The sequence below is a fragment of the Spirosoma daeguense genome (assembly GCF_054776875.1).
Genome location: NZ_BAAHBF010000002.1, coordinates 471,197 through 494,539, shown reverse-complemented (window position 1 = coordinate 494,539; position 23,343 = coordinate 471,197). Strand labels below are relative to the sequence as shown.

Annotated in this window: 20 protein-coding genes; 14 read left to right on the top strand and 6 right to left on the bottom strand. The window is 44.8% G+C overall.

Going from position 1 to position 23,343, the window contains the following annotated elements:
• Positions 1-103 precede the first annotated feature (103 nt).
• The gene (hemW, locus tag ACYVD4_RS06925) at positions 104-1,225 is read right to left on the bottom strand and encodes a radical SAM family heme chaperone HemW (protein ID WP_460943785.1); all 1,122 of its coding nucleotides are present in this window, start codon (positions 1,223-1,225) and stop codon (positions 104-106) included.
• A 374-nt stretch (positions 1,226-1,599) separates the two neighbouring features.
• Between hemW and ACYVD4_RS06920 the strand changes: the two genes are divergently transcribed.
• Entirely contained in the window at positions 1,600-2,472 is an 873-nt protein-coding gene (locus ACYVD4_RS06920; RefSeq protein ID WP_460943783.1) for a DUF4198 domain-containing protein, read from the top strand.
• 41 nt (positions 2,473-2,513) lie between these two features.
• Positions 2,514-3,038 (top strand): DinB family protein, encoded by a 525-nt coding sequence (locus tag ACYVD4_RS06915; protein ID WP_460943781.1) that lies wholly within the window; start codon positions 2,514-2,516, stop codon positions 3,036-3,038.
• Positions 3,039-3,103: 65 nt separating this feature from the next.
• Here the strand turns inward: ACYVD4_RS06915 and ACYVD4_RS06910 are convergent, their stop codons facing one another.
• Both ACYVD4_RS06910 and tilS read right to left on the bottom strand, forming a co-directional pair.
• Positions 3,104-5,386: a carboxypeptidase regulatory-like domain-containing protein gene (locus ACYVD4_RS06910; protein WP_460943779.1), complete on the bottom strand. Its 2,283-nt coding sequence runs from the start codon at positions 5,384-5,386 to the stop codon at positions 3,104-3,106.
• 141 nt (positions 5,387-5,527) lie between these two features.
• Positions 5,528-6,862 carry a tRNA lysidine(34) synthetase TilS gene (gene tilS, locus ACYVD4_RS06905; RefSeq protein WP_460943777.1) on the bottom strand — a complete coding sequence of 445 codons (1,335 nt, stop codon included), beginning with the start codon at positions 6,860-6,862 and terminating at the stop codon, positions 5,528-5,530.
• Positions 6,863-6,895: 33 nt separating this feature from the next.
• Here tilS and ACYVD4_RS06900 point away from each other — a divergent pair, with 33 nt between their 5' ends.
• The 10 genes from ACYVD4_RS06900 (at position 6,896) to ACYVD4_RS06855 (ending at position 16,548) form a co-directional block, all read left to right on the top strand.
• Positions 6,896-8,737 (top strand): OstA-like protein, encoded by a 1,842-nt coding sequence (locus ACYVD4_RS06900; RefSeq protein WP_460943775.1) that lies wholly within the window; start codon positions 6,896-6,898, stop codon positions 8,735-8,737.
• A 95-nt stretch (positions 8,738-8,832) separates the two neighbouring features.
• On the top strand, positions 8,833-9,492 hold the full coding sequence (locus ACYVD4_RS06895) for a T9SS type A sorting domain-containing protein (RefSeq protein WP_460943773.1): 660 nt from the start codon (positions 8,833-8,835) through the stop codon (positions 9,490-9,492).
• A gap of 120 nt (positions 9,493-9,612) precedes the next feature.
• Positions 9,613-10,512, top strand: a complete 900-nt coding sequence (locus tag ACYVD4_RS06890; RefSeq protein ID WP_460943771.1) for an outer membrane protein assembly factor BamD — start codon at positions 9,613-9,615, stop codon at positions 10,510-10,512.
• 73 nt (positions 10,513-10,585) lie between these two features.
• Entirely contained in the window at positions 10,586-10,897 is a 312-nt protein-coding gene (locus ACYVD4_RS06885; protein ID WP_460943769.1) for a DNA-directed RNA polymerase subunit omega, read from the top strand.
• Positions 10,898-11,068: 171 nt separating this feature from the next.
• Positions 11,069-12,301 (top strand): bifunctional phosphopantothenoylcysteine decarboxylase/phosphopantothenate--cysteine ligase CoaBC, encoded by a 1,233-nt coding sequence (gene coaBC, locus ACYVD4_RS06880; protein WP_460943767.1) that lies wholly within the window; start codon positions 11,069-11,071, stop codon positions 12,299-12,301.
• A complete protein-coding gene (gene porD / locus ACYVD4_RS06875; RefSeq protein ID WP_460943765.1) occupies positions 12,298-13,212 on the top strand; it encodes a type IX secretion system protein PorD in 915 nt (304 codons plus the stop codon). The genes coaBC and porD overlap by 4 nt, the downstream gene beginning before the upstream one ends.
• Before the next feature lie 85 nt (positions 13,213-13,297).
• Positions 13,298-14,971, top strand: a complete 1,674-nt coding sequence (recN, locus tag ACYVD4_RS06870) for a DNA repair protein RecN (protein ID WP_460943763.1) — start codon at positions 13,298-13,300, stop codon at positions 14,969-14,971.
• A 68-nt stretch (positions 14,972-15,039) separates the two neighbouring features.
• On the top strand, positions 15,040-15,492 hold the full coding sequence (locus ACYVD4_RS06865) for a viral A-type inclusion protein (RefSeq protein ID WP_460943761.1): 453 nt from the start codon (positions 15,040-15,042) through the stop codon (positions 15,490-15,492).
• A complete protein-coding gene (locus ACYVD4_RS06860; RefSeq protein WP_460943759.1) occupies positions 15,458-16,123 on the top strand; it encodes an SCO family protein in 666 nt (221 codons plus the stop codon). Before ACYVD4_RS06865 ends, ACYVD4_RS06860 begins: the two co-directional genes overlap by 35 nt.
• Positions 16,120-16,548, top strand: coding sequence for a c-type cytochrome (locus ACYVD4_RS06855; RefSeq protein ID WP_460943758.1), 429 nt, complete (start codon positions 16,120-16,122; stop codon positions 16,546-16,548). Before ACYVD4_RS06860 ends, ACYVD4_RS06855 begins: the two co-directional genes overlap by 4 nt.
• A 22-nt stretch (positions 16,549-16,570) precedes the next feature.
• Here ACYVD4_RS06855 and lptC read toward each other — a convergent pair whose 3' ends face one another.
• From lptC to ACYVD4_RS06840, 3 genes are read right to left on the bottom strand one after another with little or no spacing between them, the layout of a single operon-like run.
• Entirely contained in the window at positions 16,571-17,176 is a 606-nt protein-coding gene (lptC, locus tag ACYVD4_RS06850; protein WP_460943756.1) for an LPS export ABC transporter periplasmic protein LptC, read from the bottom strand.
• Positions 17,177-17,189: 13 nt separating this feature from the next.
• Positions 17,190-18,419: a hypothetical protein gene (locus tag ACYVD4_RS06845; RefSeq protein ID WP_460943754.1), complete on the bottom strand. Its 1,230-nt coding sequence runs from the start codon at positions 18,417-18,419 to the stop codon at positions 17,190-17,192.
• A 28-nt stretch (positions 18,420-18,447) separates the two neighbouring features.
• Entirely contained in the window at positions 18,448-19,251 is an 804-nt protein-coding gene (locus ACYVD4_RS06840) for a type III pantothenate kinase (protein WP_460943752.1), read from the bottom strand.
• Positions 19,252-19,916: 665 nt separating this feature from the next.
• On the opposite strand from ACYVD4_RS06840, the gene rho reads away from it, so the two are divergent.
• Entirely contained in the window at positions 19,917-22,112 is a 2,196-nt protein-coding gene (rho, locus tag ACYVD4_RS06835) for a transcription termination factor Rho (RefSeq protein WP_460943750.1), read from the top strand.
• 182 nt (positions 22,113-22,294) lie between these two features.
• Positions 22,295-23,308: an OmpA family protein gene (locus ACYVD4_RS06830; RefSeq protein ID WP_460943748.1), complete on the top strand. Its 1,014-nt coding sequence runs from the start codon at positions 22,295-22,297 to the stop codon at positions 23,306-23,308.
• Positions 23,309-23,343: the final 35 nt, after the last annotated feature.

The following is a 23,343-nucleotide window of genomic DNA, read 5'->3' as shown; positions in this document are numbered from 1 at the left end:
ATCTATTCTGCGAAAATAATAGGAAAGCCTACTCATAGTCGCCCATTGGCTCAATTTAAGCGACAAACGCAAAAAAAGCTACACCCGAACTTTAAATCTGTACTTACAGGATAAACAACGATGCGGCAACCCGGTCGGCAAAAAGCTTTCCCTGTGGTGTTAGTTTCAACTGATCGTTGTTCCGAACCAACCAACCGGCATCATACATTTCTGCGAGATCTTGAGCCTGTTTCATCGCAAAATCGGCTCCAGCCAACGTCGATAATTCAGCCAGCGAACAACCCCACTGCGTTCGTAGGCCAGTTAGTAAATATTCATTCACCTGATCGGCAACCGAAAGAATTTCAGCGGTAGCCGGAATACTTGCCTGCTGAATTTCGGTGATATAACGTGAATTGTTGGCAATGTTGTATTGCCGTGAGTGCCCATTGTATGAATGGGCACTTGGCCCAACACCTAAATAAGGGCGTCGTTGCCAATAAGCGGTATTATGACGGGCATACTGACCGGGTTTGGCAAAGTTAGAAATTTCATAATGCTCGTAGCCAGCCTCCGTAAGCGCCTGAGTCAGTTCTTCGAATTGTTCGGCGGCCAGGGCTTCGTCGGCAGGTGGCAACGTACCTTTCTGCTGCCATCGCCCAAAAGCCGTATCAGGTTCAATAGTCAATGCATAAGCCGATAGATGTGGTACGTTTAACGACAGCATTTTTTCCAGATCGCCCGGCCAGTTTTCGCGGGAACGGTTAGGAATGCCATAGATTAAATCGGTGCTTATGTTGTCGAAGCCAGCTTCTCGTGCCTGCAAAACGCAGATTTCGGCTTCTGTGGCCGTATGAGCACGATTCATCCAGCGAAGTGCTGCTTCATCAAACGTTTGTATACCTATACTGAGCCGATTTACATAGCGACGTAGCATTCGAAGTTTTTCCGGGAGTAAATCGTCCGGGTTCGCTTCGAGAGTGATTTCGGCACCGGAGAAAACTGCAAAATACTGATCAACAGTATTCATGATCTGAGCTAATTCTGCTTCAGTCAGTAATGAAGGCGTTCCGCCACCCAGATAAATTGAAGTTAGTTCACGACTCGGCAAATAGTCTTTCTGCAAGCTGATCTCTGTACAAATTGCCTCAACCAGAGTTGTTTTCCGGCTCAAGTTTGTACTAAAATGGAAATCGCAATAGTGGCAAGCTTGCTTGCAGAATGGGATATGAATGTATAGATGCATGAATTGAAAGAAAAGCCAAGGAAAGTCAACTATCTTTCTAATACTCCCTTTTCCAATTCAGAGAGAGTAACTGGCCAACCAGGCAACGATGCTTTCGGTAGGTTGGTTCTTCACCAGCCGAAAGTTGCAACTACGAAATAATGAGAGTTGTGACTTCTCAGTCGGGGCATTTCTTGCACCGCTTTCCTTTTTTATACTTCTTGCAGCACTTTTTCAGTACACATTCATTACCCAAGAATGGGTTCGACTGCATTGGTCTTTTCGACGTAGTGTCGACAATGTTACAATCAGCTACAACAACTTCTACGTTCATGCACACGAATTGATTGAGACGTCAAAATTAATACTGTTTAGATTCATTAAAAATAAAATCGATGAAAAAGTTTTCTGAGGCTAACAAAAACTATCGAATCTATTCTCTCTTTTTCCTGCCTTACGGCGTGGTAGCCCGAACATTAGTAATCACTACGTTAGGAATATATCTTAGTTTATCGTTCGTTTTTGGGCATGAGTTCTGGCTACAGCCAACTCGTTTCTTTGCAAACGTAGGCGACAAAATCAATCTACAGGTTTTGGTGGGCGAAGGATTTGAAGGGGAGCGTTCGGAGGGAAAAAAGAATCGAATTATCCAGTATCGCCACCACAGTAATCAAACGGTTACCGATTTAGCACCCGCCCTTTCTGGCGATACGTATGGCGATGTTTTGGTATCGCTCAATGAAACGGGAACACACCTATTTAGCTTCGCGAATACGCCCAAATTTTTAGCCATGAAACCTGATAGCTTCCTTTTGTATTTACAGGAAGATGGCCTCGATAATGTTATTGAAGCCCGAAAGAAACTGGGCGAAACAAATAAACCCAGCCGTGAGCTTTATCAACGTTGTGTGAAAACACTGGTTCAGGTTGGTAATAAACACGATGATACGTTCGCCAAGAATACAGGTATGATACTGGAAATTATTCCGGCTAAAAATCCATATACCCAAATGGCTGGTCAAGAGATTGTCTATAAGATACTTTTCAAAAATAAGCCATTGGAAGGTGCGCTAGTACGTTACTGGAACCGGGATGCTACCCACAAATTGACCGAGCAAAAACAGCGTTCGGATAAGATGGGACACGTTACGTTTCGGCTTCGCTCAGGCAGTAACATGGTTAGCCTCGTCCGAATGGTTGCACACGAGAATATAACCGAGGCCGACTGGCATAGTTACTGGGGGAGCCTTACATTTGGTTGCCGGTAGACGTAGTAAACTGTTTTTAGAATTGACGGTAATTTTTCATTATGAGTACCAATACAACCCTAGAAGTCTGGTTACGGGGACCGCTTCCCAATATTCTGCCGTTACTCCAGCCTATAGCACATGCGCTCATGCAGGCTCGTGAAGAAGTAAGGGCCAATTTGCAGGCGTTTCCAGAAGTATTGTTATGGGAACAACTTGTAAACCCGAAAACCAATCAGTCAGTCGCTTCAGTCGGGTTTCATTTACAGCATTTAACGGGTGTTCTCGACCGTCTTTTTACGTATGCTCGTGGTGAAGCGTTAACGTCTCTGCAATTAATGGCATTGTCGGCAGAAGGTAATCCCCCGGCTCCACAACCCTCTGTTGAGGAACTACTACGTCGGTTTGACGAACAGATTGAACAAGCACTTAAACAATTGCAACAAACGGACGAACAGATGCTTACGGAGGCACGTACCGTTGGGCGGGCTCAGTTGCCATCAACGGTAATAGGCTTACTAACCCACTCGGCAGAACACACCATGCGGCACGTGGGTCAATTGCTGGTAACTGCTAGATTGATGTAAACGTAGTGTTTAAACGCAAAAAGCGCAGATCATTGATCTGCGCTTTTTGCGTTTAAACACTACGTTTATTGAACCGCTAGTACTTTAAATTCGGTTCGTCGATTTTGCTGGTGTTCATTTTCGGAGCAGTTCACTCCATCAACGCAACCATTCAGAATTTCACTTTCGCCATATCCCCTAGAAATCAACCGATTAGAAGGTACTCCACGCGACACTAGATAATCTAAAGCAGCACGAGCCCGATTTTCTGAAAGGCGGATGTTATACGCATCTGTTGCCCGAGCATCGGTGTGTGAGCGTAGCTCAATCTGCATCTGCGGATATTCTTTTAACACTGCCAACACCCGATCCAGCTCACGAGCGGCATCTGGGCGAATAAAGAACTTATTCAGATCGTAATAGATGTTCTTTAGCTGAAATACGTCACCTACACCATAAATACCCAGCGAATCGTTCACAACGCGCGTATTTTTCTTTGTTTTGGCATATTTCGTTTTTTTCGTAGCGTAACGATCTTTCTGTGCAGTAATGGTGTAAGGCGAATTCGGTTTCATATCGAATTCATAGCCACCGTCTGGACCTGTAGTTACGGTCTGCTCCGATTTATCTTTTTCGTTACGTAGCGTCACCTTTACGCCTGGCGCAGGTTGCTGGTTCACTTCGGTTTTTACCACACCTTTTACAAGAGTGTTTTCTGAGCGTTCCAGATAAATCGATACGTTCATCACCGGTTTCTGCGACTGAGTAAGCGTAGAGAAACGAACACTATTCAAAGCAAAACCTTCTTTTACAGCTTTAAACTCATATTCGGTATTTGAATCCACACACAAATCAGCCCGACCTTCCACATTCGTCAGACGTAATTCCTGATTTACGCCGTTACGTAGTATACGAACATCAGCATTCTCAAGGGCAGTACCGGTTTTGGCATCGTAGACGAAGATATTAAGCTGTTTACAGTTCCGGCGGAATGAATAAATATCATCGTCGCTTACCCCCTTCTTACGGTTACTGCTAAAATACCCCGTAGTGCGACCTTTATCGGTGATAATACCAAAGTCATCCTTTTCAGAATTGATTGGGGCTCCTACGTTCTGAACACCCTTATAAGCGACCCCGTCACGCAACTCGGCCACAAATACATCCAAACCGCCAAGTCCTTCATGGCCATCCGATGAGAAGTAAAGAAAATCACCTTCCGATACGTAGGGAAACATTTCATTACCCTCAGTATTGATTTCTTTACCCATATTTACCGGAGTTCCCCACTGGCCATTGTTGTATTCTACTACGTAGATATCCGTACCGCCAAAACCGCCGGGCATATCCGATACAAAGTAAAGTTTAGTATTGTCGGGCGAGAAAGCTGGGTGACCAACTGAGTATTCGCTACTGTTAAATGGAATGTCTTTAACATCAGTCCACTTACCGTTCTTATTCACGGCAGAGTACAATTTCAATTTTCTTACCCCCTCGGAGCTTTTTCCTGCTTTCCCTTTACTACCATTGTTACGGGTGAAGACAATAGTGTTCTGATCTTTTGTAAAGGTCATTGGGCCTTCATGGTATTTCGTGTTTAGAGTCCGGCTAAAAATCTCGGCTTTTGTCAGCTTCTGACCATCTGCTCCTAACTCTTCTGCTGGCACCTTGCCATCGCCACCACCGCCCAGCACTGCCGACCCTGGCGACCGACTCAACTCCATTCCCGGAACATGCAATTGGTTTGTATCGGGGTGGTAATACAAGTCCAGAAATGGGGTCTGGTTCCAGTTGAAAACCCGTTTAATAACGCCACCTTCATCGCGCGACGAAACGAAAACCAGTCCATTTTTATAATACATCGGACTGAAATCTGCCTGTCGTGAATTGATGGGCAAACTATATGTTTTATACGATGACGAATCCTGATAAAACCGGCTCATATCCATGTAAGAAACCGTATAACGGCGTCCACGAAGGTCCTGAGATTGTTTTTCGCCATACGTGCTATACATTTTCTGGGATTCCCGATACTTTCCGTTCTGAGCCAGTGCCTGTGCAAAATACATATAGACTTCGCTATCCAAGTCTGTATAATTTTTTGTCAGCTCACTATAAACTCGTTCGGCGTTACGTGTGTCCTGCAGCTTGCGATAACTGTAAGCAAGCTTAATCATAGCCTCCCGTGTTTCGGCAGGTTCTTTCTTTTTGTCAGCACGCAGAAAGTCCTCATAGGAACGCACCGCGTTGACATAGCTGAAATTATCAAACTGCTTATTGGCCGCTCGTAACTTCGCGCTTTGTGCCTGAACAGTCAGGCTCCAGAAGGCCAGTCCTGCAATGAGCAGAACCTGTACAATTCGGTTCATGATATTAAATGAGTTAGAGAAAAACTTGGGCTCGCTCAAATACTAACAAATTAAGTGCCAACTTTACAAAAGTACGTATTAACTCACTGTTCAGGCACATAAATTTTTACCCAACCTCAAAAAAACACAATTATGCCCAAGTTACCTAAAACTAATTTGAATGATGGACTTCGTTTGGCTGGCAATCCGAAAAGGATGAGCTATGCGCCGACCGATGACCCAAGCAATTTGATCGCCCGTGAGCAATACGTAAGTTTGTTCACGTTCTAAACGGCTCACTTTAAGGTCGTTCAATAAATCGCTAACCAGTTTAGTGCCCTTCATACCCAGTGGCCGGAAACGATCTCCCAGTTTCCATTTTCGAATAGTGATCGGTAAAGTAAGTTTATTGGCATCCAGACAGGCAATCGTGTTTTCAGGTGTTGGTTTAAAATCAACAGGTTTGGCCACTATGTCTACTAATAGTAGTTGACCGTTTGGCAACGTAACAGGTTCAGTTGGCCAATCGTCAAACATGATCTCAAAATCAGCGTCGACGGGCAGTGGTTCGAGCAACAGGCCATTACGTTCGTGGAAAATTCGGTACGTAGCTGACCGAAATACCTGACCAATTGGTTTCTCAAACGTAGCAATAAGTTGCAGAATCTGGTCGGCGGTAAAACCAAACGGTCGGAGCCACTCCCCCAATCGAAAAGCCAGTTCTGTTACGTTCATTAACTTATTCATCGGCAGCCAGATACGCTCCCGTTCTATGACAGCAATCTCTCGCCATGAGCGATCAAGCTCTTCCTGAAAAAGTATCTCTGCCCCCCGCAAGCGCTCTATGGTTCGCGGCCAGGTCTGCCAAAAGCCAGCATTCAAGCCTGTGAGCACAGGCACTACGTGGTGACGGATGCGATTGCGGGCATACTTATCTTCCCGATTGGAGCTATCTTCCCGATATGTTACGTTCTGCTCTTCAGCATACGTAGCAAGTTGGTCGCGCGTGGCAAACAGCATCGGGCGTATTAGATTGCCTTGTTTTGCTGCTATTCCGTGGAGGCCAGCCAGCCCTGTTCCACGTGTTAGATTGAGCAACACGGTTTCCAGTACATCGTTTTGATGATGTGCCGTTGCAATTCCTGCGTACCTATGTTCTATTAACAGTTCATTAAACCAGACGTAGCGCAGTTGGCGGGCTGCCATCTGGATGGACAAATTACGTTCAGATGCAATTGCAGCTGTATGGAACTGAGTCAGGTGAAACGGAACTCCGTATTCGTCAGCCTTGTTCCGAACAAACGACGCATCGGCGTCTGATTCAGCTCCTCTCAGGCCAAAGTTTACATGCGCAATGGCAAAAGGCAGATCGTTTCGATAAAAAAGATGAGCCATCACCATCGAATCCAGACCACCACTAACGGCCAGCAATACGCGATGATCGGGTTCAAGTAGTTTTTGGTCGTTAATAAATGCTAAAAAATCCGTTTCCAACATCCAGAATCGGCCCTAAGCCGTAGTTTTGTCTATATGATTCGTTTGTTCGCCCGTTTTTTCGTTGCCCTTCTGCTCAGCTTTTTGTTCGTGCTTCCTACTGCATTAGCTCAAGTTGGTACGCCTTCGTCGGGACGTCCGGCCACGACAGATAAGGTAGAATTGCTGCCGGGAGCCGATAGTCTGGTGGGAATCAACGTGCCGGGCCAGGTGGTTCGAAAAATCTATAATAACGTTCGGTTCCGTCAGAAAGGCATGTTGATGTATTGTAATCTGGCCATTCAGAACGTAACAACGAACGTAATAGAAGCATATGGGAATGTCCGTATGATTCAGGGTGATACCATCAGCGTGCGGGCCGATACGTTATTTTATTACGGCAATACCCGACAGGCAAACTCTCGTGGACACGTAGTGATGCGCGACCGTAAGATGACCCTCACTACGACTCAGCTCGATTACGATATGCTTTCGGGCATAGCCCATTATCCCAAACCCGGACGTATTGTTGATAAAGAAAACGTACTGACCAGCCGGGAAGGCTATTACGATACACGTACAAAATTATTTACGTTTCGTCAGAATGTTCGCTTAGTCAACCCCAAAGGTACGCTTACAGCCGATTCGTTGTTGTATAATTCGTTAACCCGTATTGCTACGTTCATGGGGCCGACACGTATCACTAACAAAGATGGCGTGTTGACGGCTGTAGCAGGTGATTACAATACGGTAACGGGTATTTCCAATTTTCAACGCCGGGCCACTGTCGAAACTCCTAAATATCAGCTCACTGGCGATTCGCTTTATTATGATAATGTGTCTGAATTAGGTATTGCGAAAGGTAACGTAGTGATGGTAGCCAAAGATAAGAAAGCGGTTATTACAGGTGAGCATGTGCGCTATAACGGTAAAGTTGGTATATCGCGGGTAACGGGTCGTCCCGTGGCCAAAAGTCTGGCTAGCGAAACCACGAATGATACGTTATATATGCGGGCTGATACGTTGTTTTCATTCGACAATAAACAAACAAATACACGACGCTTTTTGGGACAAAAAAACGTTTTTGTCTACAAATCAGATCTTCAAAGTAAGTGCGATTCACTTATTTACGACACCGCTGATTCAACGATTTATTTTTACAAAAAACCGATTGTCTGGAGTCAGAATAAGTATCAGATGGAAGCCGATACAATTCGGGCTTTGATGAAAAAAAATCGAATTCATACGATGTTTTTGAAAACTAAATCGTTTGTGATTTCGCTCGATACTCTGAAAAATTTCAATCAGATTAAAGGGCGTACGGTTACAGCCTATTTCGAAACAAAAATTATCTCTACAACGGCTTTGCCCGTCTCATCAACTGTTGCTCAGGCAAATAAGCCAAAATTAGGCAGCGCAATTAATTCACAAAATGGATCGGTTTTTGCAACGAAATCGGTAGAGAAAAGCGTAATGGAGAAAAGGGCTGCGGTGCCAGCATCAACAACCGCTCCGGCGCAGGAACAGACTTCTCTTGACCGGGTCATTGTTGAAGGCAACGGACAAAGCATTTATTACGCTGTCGACGATAAAAATAAAATGATTGGGTTAAACCACGTAGAATGCAGTCGGATGAATATCGATTTTAACGATAACAAGGTTGGTCAGATTCGTTTTTATGGTACGCCAGATTCGCAGTTAATTCCGCCGAAAGAAATAAATTCCGAGAATGAACAACTCGACGGATTCAGGTGGCGGGATGCTGAAAAGCCAACAAAAGGGCAGGTTTTATGGATTGAAACGCCCCCGGCCGAGCAACCGGGCATTAAAAAGCCAGTAAAAAATAAGTCAAAAATTAAACCATTGGCTCAAAAACTGGTTCAAAAGAGGACAAATTAGACCGTTTAACAATTTTTTAGATAATTGACCGTTGACTTTGTCTTTTTTGGTGAATAGGTTTGTGTTGAATACGTGTGCATTTACAGAGGACTTTCATGAAACAATTTATACTTATTGGTGTTTTGTCGGGCTTGCTTATGGCAACAATCCCGCTCCAGGCGCAGGTCGCCGTGCGGGACTCTGATGGCCGAAAAGGAAGCCGACTTGAGCTGGGCCGTACGGGAAATGCCCGTAAGGCAGGGGCAAACACCTTATCCAACAAACGCTTCTCGGTGGTTCCCAATCCGGCACTATCGAATTACGACCGGCCCATTACTGTTAACAAAAATAAGGCAATCAATGAGCATTATCGGTCTTTACTGATGCCAAGTGCCAGTGCTAAATCGTCTTCATCTGTTTCCGCAGAACTGACGGCTACAGCTCCAGCCAGTGAATTACGTTCGGCAGCACCTGCACAGGAAGGAAACAACCGGATGTATACCAGCGATAAGTTGTGGGTCTCAAACGTTTATCCGAATCCTGCCGATGACGTTGCCGAACTGGATTATCAGTTCAGCGGCTCAATTGGCGAAGCCAAACTAGTACTGCTCAATGTACTGGGTTCCCCAATGCCAGGCTACGAGCTCAACCTCGAACCGAACGACCGAAAAGTTAAAATTGTAACTCGTTCGCTGGATACTGGTTATTACCTGTATCAGCTTACGGTTGATGGCAAAAAAGTGGCGACTAAACGATTGCTTGTCCGCCATCAATAACTATTCGGCTTGTTAAAATTCTATAAACTGGCTTTGTTAGAATTCTTTTTCAGCACTATACCGGGCTGCATCGTCGTTACAACGGTGTAGCCTGTATTTTTTTTGTATCTTTGCAAACATATGCAACACCGTCATATTGGTAAGATTCTGCTAGGGGTCTGGGTCATTTTTTTGTTAGGCTCATGCAGTCCGTTCTCGAAATTGCAGAAAAGTGGGAGCGATGACGAAAAATACAAGGGCGCTCTTAATTATTATAAGAAAGAAGACTGGTATCGCGCTGGTCTGTTATTTGAGGAGTTAATTCCGGTACTGAAAGGTAGTACAGAATCAGAAACGGCCCAGTTTTACTATGCGTATACGCAGTTTCATCAGCAACAATACTTGCTGAGTGCTACGCTATTCAAGAAGTTTTACGAAACATTTGCCCGTTCGGAATACGTAGAGGAAGCGATGTATATGTACGCAAATTCGCTTTATAAGGATACGCCTGCATTTAACCTTGACCAGTCTAATACGTTGACAGCAACAGCGGCTTTACAAGACTTTCTGAATATTTATCCTGATAGCAAGTACAAAGCTGATGCCACCAAGCAAATTCTGGATTTACGCGGAAAGCTGGAGCGGAAAGCATACGAAAAAGCCATGCTGTATTATAAAACCAGCGGCTTTAACATTGCCTCTTACAAATCGGCAGTTATTTCTATCAACAACTTTCAGCGAGAATTTCCTGATTCTGAGTACAATGAGGAACTGGCTTTCAAGAAAGTAGACGCAGAATTTAGTCTGGCTCAGAATAGCCTGGAAACGAAACAAAAGGAACGTTATCAGGAGGCAATGAGTTATCATCAGGCGTTCGTAGATAAATATCCCAACAGTCGGTTTCTGAAACAGTCAGAAAAAATGTATGAAACCAGCCAGAAAGAGCTAGATCGGCTCGATAAGCTGGAGAAAGAACGCGAACAGGAAAAAGAGCGGCTTAAAAATCTAAATCGCCCAGCCAAAGTAACGGCAGCAAATTAAAATTAACGTCCAAAGGAATCAGTCGTATGCTTAGCGGCTGTCAGCCAAAGACTCTAGAATAGCAACTAAATTTATGGCAACTAATCAATCCATCATTACCCGCGATAACGATAAAATTGCGGCTCACACGGGCAATCTTTATGAATCAGTATCGATGATTTCGAAACGTGCCCGTCAGATTGCTACAAAGAACAAAGAAGAATTAAGCAATAAATTATCGGAATTCGTTTCGGCTGTCGATAATCTTGAAGAAGTTTTCGAAAACCGTGAGCAAATCGAGATTTCGAAATTCTACGAGCGTATGCCAAAGCCAACGTCAATTGCTACCGACGAATTTCTGGAAGGTAAAATTTACTGGCGTTACAACGACGAACAGCAATCATAGTATCATCAGGTATTCTTTTTTACAAGACCGCATGGTACGTTGCCGTGCGGTTTTTGACGTTTTAGCCACTGGATTATTCAGGTGTCTGCCTTCCAATTTCTGTTATAAATTGCGGTATTCCAACATGTTGGACTGACCGGCTTAATTCTTCATTATCTGAAACGCTTTCCTGTGAAAGGCAAACGAATTCTTCTAGGTGTTTCGGGCAGCATTTCGGCCTACAAATCGGCTCTACTTATTCGGCTTTTGGTAAAGGCTGGTGCAGAAGTTCAGGTAGTTATGACAGAATCGGCAAAGATGTTCATTACGTCCTTAACACTCGCAACACTGTCGAAACGCCCGGTTTTGTCTTCATTTGTAGATTCAGACAAGGCCGACAAAGGTCAATGGAATAACCACGTTGAGCTTGGGTTGTGGGCTGACGTCATGGTTATCGCCCCTGCTTCTGCACACACACTTGCCCGTTGCGCCACCGGTATCTGCGATGACCTTTTATCGGCAGTTTATCTATCAGCGCGTTGCCCGGTGTTTTTTGCTCCTGCTATGGATGTCGATATGTACCGGCATCCGACAACAACTGAAAATTTGCGTCGCTTACGCTCGTTTGGCAACCACATTATTGACGCTGAACATGGCGAATTGGCCAGTGGCTTGATTGGTGAAGGGCGGCTGGCCGAACCAGAGAATATTGTTCAGACTCTTGAAACTTACTGGAACAAAGAAGTAGTAGAAACTAGAAATAGCTCGGCTGTGCTAGCTGGAAAACGGGTGTTAATCACGGCTGGCCCTACGCAGGAAGCCATAGACCCCGTACGATACATCAGTAACCACTCCACCGGAAAAATGGGTTATGCTATCGCTAAATCATTTGCACAGGTGGGAGCAAACGTAACACTGGTTAGCGGACCAACTAGTTTACCCCTCCCCGATCCTGCTATTCAACGTATTGACGTACGGTCGGCGCAAGAAATGTACGAGGCAACAGCCGCTCATTTCATCAGTGCCGACGTAGTAGTTTTGAGTGCTGCCGTAGCCGATTATACACCTGCTCATCCAGCCGATAAAAAGATAAAAAAGAAGGAAGATTTTTTTTCGCTGGAGCTAACTAAAACAACCGATATTGCTGCTACGTTAGGAGCTCAGAAACAGTCGAATCAGTTGATGATGGGCTTTGCGCTCGAAACAGATAATGAACAGGCCAATGCGTTAAAGAAACTGCACACTAAGAATTTAGATTGGATTGTTTTAAATTCACTCCGCGATGCAGGTGCAGGCTTTGGGCACAATACCAACAAAATTACCGTTATAGATAAAGACGAACATACATGCGAATTTGCCCTTAAATCGAAAGAAGAAGTGGCACAGGATTTGGTCGAACTGGTAGCGAAAAAACTCTCTGTATGAAACGGTTAGTACTTATATTTTCTCTGATGGGCTACTTGTTTTCGGCTCGGGCTCAGGAACTCAACTGTCAGGTCACAATTAATTCTGATCAGCTATTCGCACAGCAGAAAACCGACTTTTCTTATGTGAACCAGTTGAAGGGAATCATAACCGAGTTTATGAACAACCGACGCTGGAGTAATGACCAATTCGCGGTGTCGGAACGTATCAACTGCTCACTCTCGATAAATCTGATCAAATCGCTGACACAGGGAGCTTTTGAAGCGACTGCCCAGATCACCGTAACTCGTCCAGTTTATGGTACGTCTTACGAAACCACTACGTTTAGCTACGTCGATCGGTCTTTTAATTTTGTTTACCTGCCTACTACACCAGTTTTTTTCAGGGATAACCAGTTTACCGACGATCTGACATCTTTGTTGGCTTACTACGCCAATATTATTCTGGCTGTCGATTATGATACGTTTAGCAAGCAAGGTGGTAATCCTTACATACAGCGTGCTTTCGCCATCACTAATCTTGCTCAACAGGGCTCGCCCAATGGAGCCTGGCAAACAGGGGGCGACCGCCGGAATCGCTATTGGTTGGTTGAAAACCTGCAAAATCAGCAGCTTTTGCCGTTTCGAGATGGTATGTATACGTATCACCGGATGGGGCTCGACGTTTTTGCCGCTAATCCAGTGCAGGTTCGTAAGCAGATGTTGACCCTACTTAGTACCATCCGTACCATTGGCCTGCAATTGCCTAACTCTGTATTAATCAATTCGTTCTTCGATGCTAAATCGCAGGAATTGTATAATATTTTTTACGAAGGCACTTCTACAGAGCGCAAACAGGCTTTTGATTTATTATCGTATCTAGACCCGTCTAAGACAGAAAATTACCGAAAATTAATCAGTGCAGGACAGTAACCAGTTTCAGAAACTAGTGTTCGGTGAGTTAATTGCACCTTACAACCTACCAAAGTCGAACCTGAAGCTGAAAACTGCTTAACGTATGCTATCCCATTTATTAATCAAGAATTACGCCCTGATCGATGAGCTTTCACTCAGTCCCAACCGTGGCCTAAACATCGTTACGGGCGAAACGGGGGCAGGTAAGTCGATCATGCTAGGGGCCATCGGTCTATTATTGGGCAACCGGGCCGATACCCGAGTGCTATATAACCCCGAAAAAAAATGTGTTATCGAAGGTACCTTTGGGGTAGCTGGCTACATAATTGAGCAGATTTTTGACGAAGAAGAGTTAGATTTCTCCGATGTCTGTATTGTTCGTAGAGAAATTAGCGTAAGCGGAAAATCGCGTGCGTTTGTCAACGATACGCCCGTAAATCTCGAAACGTTACGTCGTGTTACAAGCCAGATGATGGATATCCACTCCCAGCACGACCATGTCTTGCTCGGCTCTAATGAATATCAATTGGCTATCGTTGATACGTATGCTCAAAACGATGCGCTGCTACGTAGTTACCACAATGACTATCAAGCGTATCGTGCTAAAAAATCGCATTACGATCAGCTTCAATCCGAAGCCGCTGCGATGCGTAAGGAGTTTGATTACAATAATTTTCTGTACGAAGAACTAGTTAAGACACAGCTTCAGGCCGATGAACAGGAGTCGCTGGAACAAGAATTAACCATTCTCGAAAATGCCGAAGAAATAAAAGAACGGCTGCAACTAGCTTATGAATATCTGGACAATACCGAACAATCGGTCATTGACTTTTTGAAAGGTGCGGTTAGCAATCTGGCTTATATTTCTAAGTTATCGGATCAATATGAGCAATTGCAGCAGCGGGCGCAGAGCAGCCTAATTGAACTCCGTGATCTGGCCGATGAAATTAGCTCTGAACAGGATCAGGTTGAAGTGGATGATACCCGTGCTGAAACTATTCGTGAACGGTTAGATCTGATCTACCAGCTTTTGACCAAACATCAGCAGAAAGATGTTCATGGGCTGATTTCGCTACGTAACGAACTCGGGCAAAAAGTTAGTAAAGTACTTAACCTCGATGATGCACTGGCCGATGCTAAAGCAGAAGCAACAGCAGCTTATACACAGCTTCAGACAAGTGCTGAACAACTTTCGGCCTCCCGACTGGCAGTGCTACGTCCGATTGAAAGCGAAATTGGTATGTTATTAAATGACCTCGGCATGCCCAATGCTTCGTTGGAAATTGCAGCAGAAACTGGTAAACCACAAGCTACGGGCGTCGATACAATTTCGTTTTTGTTTAGCGCGAATAAAGGCGTAAAACCACAACAATTGAAAAATGTGGCCTCAGGCGGTGAGTTCTCCCGATTAATGATGGCGATTAAATACATCCTTGCCAGTAAGCGATCATTGCCAACTATTATTTTCGATGAAATTGATACGGGTGTATCGGGCGAGATTGCTATAAAAATGGGAAAGATGATGCGAGACATGGCTCACAGCCACCAGATTATTGCCATTACACATTTACATCAGATTGCTGGTCAGGGAGTTGAACATTATTTTGTTTATAAAGACAATTCCTCAGAGAAAACGGTCAGTCGAATTAAAAAACTGACGCTGGAGGAGCGTATTCAGGAAATCGCCCAGATGATTGGGGGCAAAAATCCATCGGCCAGCGCCCTGAAAAATGCCCGTGAAATGCTTAAACAACGGGCCGCATCAGTAGCAAAATAATTTTTTCGAATGATGGATTAATTGCCATACGATACCTTTGATTCATCATTCTCCATTACCTATACACTATGAGACAGAGTATTTTATCTTTTGCCGGTTTGCTTTCACTAGCTTTCGCAATTAGCTCCTGCGATTCGGGCGAAGCTGTTAAAGAATCTGAAAATGAGGTATTTGCGATTCATGATGAAGTTATGCCTAAAATTGACGACATCATGAAACTACGTAAAATGCTGAATAAGCACGTAGCAACAATTGATAGCCTGAAGGCATCAGGTTCAGCTACAACAACCCTACGTAGTGATGAAGAAAAAGCACAGGCTACTCGTTTGATTCAGAATTTAACCGTTGCCGATAGCCTGATGATGAACTGGATGGATCGGTATAATGGCGATACGTTAGCCAAATTATCTTCCGATGAAGCGTTACGTTATCTGGCCGATCAAAAAGAACAAATTACCGATGTTAAAGCAAAAGTTAAAACCAGTATTGAACAGGCTACCGAGTTTTTACAAAAGAAATAGCAGCACGTTATTTGCGCTTATTACGGGATTTCTTTTGAGTTGCGGTTCCTCAACGGATAAACTCCCAATTTTAGGGCAGCGTGAAGCTGTCACAAAAACTGTTGATGGTAAAGAGGTTACCGATTCGGTTTATCATACTATTCCAGACTTCAAATTTATTAGTCAGTATGGTGATACGGTATCGGCGAATACACTAGCCAATAAAATCTACGTAGCTGATTTTTTCTTCACAAACTGCCCTACGATCTGCCCCAAAATGAAAGTACAGCTAAAACGGGTGTACGAGAAATTTAAGGGTAATCAGAACGTGATGCTACTCTCTCATACAATTGATCCTGCTCATGATTCGGTATCCGTTTTGAAGCAATTTGCGCAGGATCTGGGGGTTACGGATCATCAATGGTTATTCGTAACCGGCGACCGGGAGAAAATTTATGATATAGGTCAGACCAGTTATATGGTTACCGCCCAAGAAGATGCTTCAGCACCGGGTGGCGCTGTTCACAGCGGGGCTTTCATCCTAGTCGATAAAGACCGGCACATCCGGGGTATTTACGACGGTACTACTGAAGCAGGTGTCGATAAATTAATGAATGACATGAATCGGCTTCTGGCTGAATACAATCCATGATTAGTCAATACGTCCGTTTTCTGGCGATTCTGTTTGTCTCTATTAGCGGGTTTTCCTGCCAGAGTGAAGAGGAAATAAAGCGTCAACGGTATATAACTGAGGGCATTCTGGTCTATAAAAATAATTGTGCGAACTGTCATCAACCAAAAGGTGAAGGGCTAGCATCATTATATCCCCCATTAGCCAATTCTGACTATCTGGCCGATAAAAACAGCGTTATTTGTCTCATTCGATATGGGCAGAAAGGCCCTATTGTCGTAAATGGGAAAACATATAATCACCCCATGCCACCATTGCCGCAGCTCAGCGATCTTGAAGTGGCCGAGCTAGTTACGTACATTTATAACGAGTGGGGAAACGAGAAGAAGCTGATTAGCGTAAAGGACGTAACGCCAGTGCTGGAACAATGTAAGAAAGGTCGATAGTCAAGCAATATCGACCATTTTGTCATATTCCTCCACCGCCTTCCATATTGAAGATACCGGTTGGCTTACGAATGGAGTACTGTGAAAAGTCCTGATTTGCATCTAGACCAAGCCCGTATAGTTTTTCGCCGGTTTGCTGACTAAGAACCGTCACTTTCTTATCTGTATAAACTTTTTTTGTGACTGGATTCCAGGTGAGTTCGGGAGTAAGTAGTTTCTCCTGCTTTTGCTTGTTGATTACCACTACGTTGCCCATCACGGTGTATAAGTCTTTGGCCCGGTCGTAGCGGCCAGAATCTGAACGTAGCGTCGTTACTTCTTCGCCAGTTGGTCCGAAAAATACAATATTGACAGACTTGGGATAACGACGGTTGTCGTTCTCGTACCGGTACTGTTTGGGAGTGGTTAGTTTAACTTTCAATATAGCAGCTTCGCTATAGAGAAGCTTTACGTCGTTAATTTCTTCAATCGGCCCAGTGTAACGGGCTACATTCTTAGCCTGCTTTGGCTCTTCGCAGGAAGTTAGTATGAAGAAACATTGAATAATGAACAATGTAAAATGCGTAAAGCCACGAAACAACACAGTTAGCCTCCCACTCTCTTTCATTTTAGGTTGTTCATTATTCATTATTCACTAACTTCTAATCAACTACTTGTTTACGGAACCACCAGTCGTTGAGCGAGAACCCAAGTGCAAACCGCACGTACTGTTCCCTGATTTGTGTTCCAGACAATACGCCACGCTGACCACCTACAACAGAAAGTGTTACGTGATTCACTAAATAAGCACCCAGCGGCAACGACAAGCCGACGCTTCCGTTAATATCATTGATTTGCTCTCCTCTTACCTGATACGGCAATCGATTATACTGAAAACCAGCACGGTACGTAATCAGATCGCGGTAACGCATCGAACTGGCTTTAGGCGTATATTCAATACCAGCAGCAATATTCATACCGTCGACGAGGTTTCCCGGACGGTTATCAGGCGTGCGGTAAAGGCTCCATTGCTGAAAACCTACATCAACTCCAAATACAAGCGTATTGTTTCGCTCCAGACTAATACCAAACCGAGCTTGTTGAGGCAACGTTAGCTGACCGTTCGAATTCAGGCGAATCGTATCTGGTGCAGCTAAAGCCTGATAATTAAGCGATGTTTGCTGATTAATCTCTGTTTGGCGGGCATTTATTCGTACCTGTGGATCATACGTAGCACCTACATTCAACGTCCAGGCTTCGCTCAGTTTTGGTCGCCATGCAGCCCCCAGTCTCCAGACAACATCGCTATACGTAGTGCGGCTCAATCGGTTTACCCGCATGTCTTCTGCGCCAATATAGGCCCGCGAGTCAGATGAGTGGGTAATATTTCCAAACAGGAATGAAGCATCTACACCAGCGTAAATATTTTTCGTTATCCGAACTCCATTCGAAAAGGTGGCTTTATTCAATCCTCCTTCACCTTTATAATTGTATTCAGCTGTGAAGTTCGTACCGGGAACAGGCTCGGTTTGCTTTGTCGCATAATTAACAAAGGTATACGGACGCAAACTCAATGACATGTTCCATCGGGAGTTTGCCGGGAAAGCAAGCGCCAGATAGCCCAAATTAGCTCCTGAGTTTCGCTGACTTTGCCGCGTGTTTCCAACATTCTGGCTAAGCCCTTTCGACTGGCCAACCAAACCTACCTCAAAAACGGTAAATCGCGAACGTCGAGCCAACAGTGCCGGGTTTTGTAGATTCAGGTAGAACGGACTGGCAAAGCTCACACCAATACCTCCCATACCCATATTCGTTACGTTTCCCTCACTATACATATCCCCGATACCTAGAGCCGAGTAAGGAGAATTGCCCAGGCTCTGTGCCCATGCCATCGGTGATGCTGCGGCAATGGCCAGCAAACTAACTAAGATTCTCCGGCGTACCTGCCTGTAAATTATCAACATTATGACGTAAAATTCGATTCAACCCCATTAGCACTAATTCGGGAACTACAAATATCGGGGGTTTCAAACGACTTTCAAAAAGCGAAGCGTCTCCCCCACACACTAAAACAACTACGTTTGGCCACTTCTTACGGTAATCTTCGATGATCCCATTCATCTCAAACAGCAGGCCATTCAATACGCCACTCAGCATAGCCTGCCGTGTGTTCTTAGCCTCTAGCACAGGCCAATTAACGACTACGTCTTCATCACCCACATTAATCATCGGCAACCGCGCCGTTTGCTCATGCATAGCTCGAAAACGCATCCGCAATCCCGGCGAAATTAAGCCCCCCTGAAACGTAGCATCACGATCTACAAAATCGGCAGTTAGACAGGTTCCCAGATCAAGCACCAAACAAGACTCGCCCGGAAACAATGTGATTGCTCCCGCAGCGGCTGCTACTCGGTCGGCACCTAACGTATCTGGTGTGTCATACGACTTCCGTATGGGCAAAACCGTTTGCGAATCCAGAATCCAAATTCGCTCCCGTATATCCGGTAATAGGCTGCGCAACTCTTCGCCCGGCCGACTCGTTGATGAAACAATTACCTGATCTATACTACGTTTTGGTAAATCCAGCAGGAGTTCGTTTGTCGACGAGTATCGTCTGGTTTCGATCAAATCCGATCCATCAAACCAACCTGTTTTCAGACTTGAGTTTCCCCAATCAATAACCAGTTTAAGTGGTTTGCCTATGTCAGGCGATTTTTCTTCCATAAATCACTGAAAAACCAACGTTTGTTTTAGCCACAAAATTTGTAAATATGTGGCGATTTAAGTTTTTTTAACGGCAGAAACGACTTTGCACTGTGGATTTGTAATGAATCAAACCTGTGGCCTGATACACGGTACGTAATTAGGTCCTGATTTCTCCAGAATAACTACAGATTTTAACAATACCATTGATTATAAAGAGAATTATTAATTTTAAGCTGGTTAAGGAAACATTTACCTCATAATAACGTTATCTTGACAATACAGGAACAAACTATTACATTTGTTTCCATCAAGCTAGCACGGCAGGTAATGCTCTTCTGAAAAGCCGTAATCCTCATTTAGTTGGAATACTTTCGGCAGACCAGCGCAACACTGAATCGCCTTTTTCTAAAAGTAAGTTGATCACCGTCCTGTCTGGCCTCACCAGTACATTAGGTTCGGAATCGATAAATCACCCCAGTTCTTAATTTTGGTTCTATTTTCATCACGTAATTACCTGAATCTGTGAAGGTTGATCTGATTAATCAATCAGTAACCCTACTCGTTGAGCCCACACATGGCTCTGAGAGCTACCACCCGATCAAAACCATCTTTTTCAACATTTTCCAATTTCCATCCTTACCGCTCCAACGGTCCTTTCAAGGTTTATCGCTAACCTGACCTCTATGTACAACAAGGAAGAATTAAGTATGAAACTCCTCTCGGAGCTTCAACCAATTGCCGCCGAATTCGGCATTCGCGACACAGCTAAGTACACGAAAGAAAAACTTATTTTAAAAATATTGGGCGAGCAAGCCGTTCGACCGGGGCCAGAGGAAACGGCCCCTGTTGTCGAAGCTCCCCGTAAAGGACGCCGTACGAAGACGACTGAAGCTGTTGTTGACACACCTGTCGAGACGCCAGTTGAGACGGCATCTATTCCTGTCGAAATCCCCAAGACACGTGTACGTGCCCGCCGGGAAAGTGCGCCAAAAACAACAGAAACTGTTGAGGTATCGGATGCTAGTCCGGTAGATACAGTAATACAAACATCGGAATCTGAGATTGTTGCCACGTCGGAACAGGCACCTACTGAACCAGAAACAACCACTCCTCCGATTGAAAACCAGATGCGGAATCAGGAGCGTTCTCCCCGCAATCGTGTAGAAGATATACGCTCTAAAAATCCGAATCAGCCACAACGTAACCGGCCGGAAAATGGACGGGACTTGAACCAATCGAATACAGGCGATTCGAACACGGGATCGACTGACCGCAATTTCCGTAATAACGGACCACGTAACGACCGGAACCCAAGATCTGATTTTAACCAATCCCGTTCACCACGCCCGGAAGGAAACGGTGGTAATGGCTCTGGCCAACGTGATGCTGGTCGTCAGCGTTTTGAATCAAATCGGGATAATGGCCCTCGTGATAATAACCAACGGCGTGACCAACGACCACGTAATCAACGGGTTGTTTCGGATGATTCGGCATTAAATCTGAGCGGTCATACTGAAGACGATTTTCTGACACCAACAGTTATCACAGAAGATACTGCTCCGGCAATGGAACAAACGGGTGATTCAATCGGTGTAGATTCGCCAGTCGTTGAAACATCAGAAAATCCCGAAAACGCACCAAATCAACCCGCTCAGCCAGAGCCTGTTCAAGCTGGGAATCCACAATTGCCAAATCCTCCGCGTGAGGCTCAGGAATACCAGAATCGTATTCGCCGTCAGTACAATCAGCATATTAGAGAGTTCGATGGCATTATTGATAATGAGGGTGTTCTGGAGATTATGCAGGACGGTGGCTACGGTTTCCTTCGTTCGGCTGACTATAACTATCTAGCTAGCCCAGATGATATTTACGTATCGCCCTCGCAGATTAAATTATTTGGTCTGAAAACTGGAGATACGGTACGTGGTGCCATTCGCCCTCCGAAGGAAGGTGAGAAATATTTCGCTCTGCTACGTGTTTCGACGGTAAATGGTAAAACAACGGAAGAAATCCGCGACCGGATTCCGTTTGAATACCTGACTCCGCTTTTCCCCGATGAACACCTGCGGTTGAGCAACCGTCCAGAGAATTATTCTTCGCGTGTGTTAGACCTGTTTGCCCCCATCGGTAAAGGTCAGCGGGGTATGATTGTGGCACAGCCTAAGACTGGTAAAACTGTGCTTCTCAAAGAAATAGCGAACGCAATTACACATAACCACCCCGAAGTTTACCTGATCGTGCTGCTTATTGACGAGCGCCCGGAAGAGGTTACGGACATGGCACGTAGCGTAAATGCTGAAGTAATTTCTTCTACGTTCGATGAGCAAGCCGACCGGCACGTAAAAGTATCGAGTATGGTGCTGGAGAAAGCTAAACGGATGGTTGAATGTGGGCACGACGTAGTGATTCTGCTCGATTCCATTACACGTCTGGCACGTGCTTATAACACGGTTGTTCCTTCGTCGGGTAAAATCCTGTCGGGTGGTGTGGATGCAAATGCGTTACACCGTCCAAAACGGTTCTTCGGAGCGGCTCGTAACGTAGAAAATGGCGGTTCGCTGACAATCATCGCCACGGCCCTCATCGATACAGGCTCGAAGATGGACGAAGTAATTTTCGAAGAGTTTAAGGGTACCGGTAACATGGAACTCCAGCTCGACCGGAAGCTCGCCAACAAACGTATCTATCCAGCCGTCGACGTCCTATCGTCAGGAACACGTCGGGAAGATCTGTTACTTGACAAGGAAACATTACAACGTGTCTGGATTCTTCGCAAGCACATGGCCGACATGAATCCAATGGAAACGATGGACTTCCTTCTCGACCGTATGAAAGGCACTCGTACCAACGAAGAATTCCTGATTTCGATGAATCGGTAGTCGAAACTATACCGTTAAAAAAGAAGCCCAGTGACAGACGTCGCTGGGCTTCTTTTTTAACCAAGAATTAACAGTTTCAGGGGTATGAATGATTTGTTTTGCTGGAGCCAACTAGCTGATACGTAGCACGTCATCAGAGTTTTGCATCTTATCATCACGAACCAGAACTATCACTATTTTTCATGAAAAAATTTCTGGCAGTTATTCTTCTGCTTCCACTCCCCTGCCTCGCTCAGGACATCAAAGCGTATCAGAATTATGATTTCGTTGCCGGCGATAAAATCATTTTTGCCGACGATCTGTCCGATTCACAACTAGGCGAATTCGATCCGCACTGGAAACTTATTGATGGGCAGGCAGTGGTCAACAAAGCGGGTGATGAGAAAGCCTTTTTCATTACAAAATATTACACAGTACTTGCCCCACGAGTTAAAACGCCAAACTACTTGCCTAAAAACTTTACAGTTGAGTTCGATAGCTATCTGGATGTAGCTTATGATAGCAACGAAGGCGTCTATATCAAGTTTATGAATGGTACTGAGTCGGTCGTACACATTAAGTCAAATCGCGATTATTCAACGTTTGAAGGCCCCGATACAAGACTAAATGGGGAATATCCTAAAGCAATTGCAGCCGAGAATTACCTCAGTAAATGGCACCACTACGCTATTGTAGTTAAAGACAATCAAGTAAAAATTTACTGCGATCAGTACCGGGTGCTGGTGGTTCCAGAAGTGATTTTTAAGGCTACCTCACTGGTTATTGGGGGCGATGCCAGCGATGGGAAGAATATGATGTTTCGCAATTTTAAACTAGCGTCTGGTGGCGATATTAACCTGATTGGCAAGGCGTTTACCGACGGAAAATACATTTCTCACGGTATTCTTTTTGATGTAAATAAAGCTACGTTGAAGCCCGAATCAATGGGCGAAATCAATGCCATTGTAAAAGCATTATCCGCTAATCCAGCTCTGAAAGTTGAGATAAGTGGCCACACCGATTCGGATGGAGACGATGCCAGCAATTTAAAATTATCGGATGCCAGAGCCGCAACCGTAAAAGCTCAACTCATATCGATGGGCATTGATGGCACTCGATTAACAGCAAAAGGCTACGGCGAAATCAAACCCATTGCTGAAAACACTACGTTCGAAGGAAGAGCGCAGAATCGACGGGTTGAATTTGTGAAGCAGTAACAAACAGTCTCGCAAATGTCGTTTTAATCATTTCT